At 32.7% G+C, this 951-nt stretch carries 1 pseudogene; it reads right to left on the minus strand.

Going from position 1 to position 951, the window contains the following annotated elements:
- Positions 1–465 precede the first annotated feature (465 nt).
- Positions 466–621, minus strand: a pseudogene (locus MAGTDC_RS05635) (GTP-binding protein); the annotation flags it as partial.
- Positions 622–951: the final 330 nt, after the last annotated feature.

A 951-nucleotide genomic window follows, 5' to 3' on the forward strand; every position in this document is an offset into this window, starting at 1 on the left:
GGTATATGTGGGGCGGGAAGTGAGTCATTATAGAACTCCGGCCTATCTGGCTTTTTTGTTATCCAGCCTTCCCTTCCGCCACATTAGGCCGGATTAATCGGGAGTCTACTGTACTAGAAACGACAGTTTTTCACTTATGCAAACTCTGAACATAGTGCAAAGTTTCTTAATATAGAAAATTACTACTATTTAAATTACAGGTAATTTTAATTTTAAAATCTAACTTGAATTAATTAGACATATATTGTATATCACAATTAGATGAATGTATTACTTAATGTAATACGAAAGATACAAAGAATTTAGTCAGTACTTGTTTCATGTTTAAGTCACAGTATTTACACCATGTTCAAAGTATGAACTCGTAATTCTTAACTGCAATTCCACAAAACAATACAAAATCAATCACATGAGCTGGCAGCTAACAACAAATACAGCAGACATGAAATATTCAAGCCTAAAGCTACCTGCAGATGAATCCAATATAATAATAGCACCATCCATAACATTCAATGCCTGTTCTACTTCCATTGTAAAATCAATGTGCCCTGGAGTGTCTATCAGGTTTATTCTATGTTTATTCCATGCAAACGTCACTGCTGCAGATGTTATGGTAATACCTACAACCAAAAAATACTATAAATATTAAAACAATTCAATAATAAATACTATTATTAGATTTAACCTATAAAACTCTCCAATTATGTGCTTCACCACATATACATTATAAGAAATTCATTCCCATCTCATGCTTAAATGTCTTCCTCATTTCTTAACGCCCTTCCTATGCTATTCCAACTGGTAGTTTAGAATTTCTGGAAAGTTTGGAAAGCTATTCTCTTCAAACAGCTTTCCCAGCTCTGAAGGTCATTCAGACTAAGGTCCAATAGTCTCCTAAACAAATACTGGTATATATTGTACAGATTTATTTTATTATATGTGTATATTTCT

This window comes from Candidatus Hodgkinia cicadicola (genome assembly GCF_002774925.1).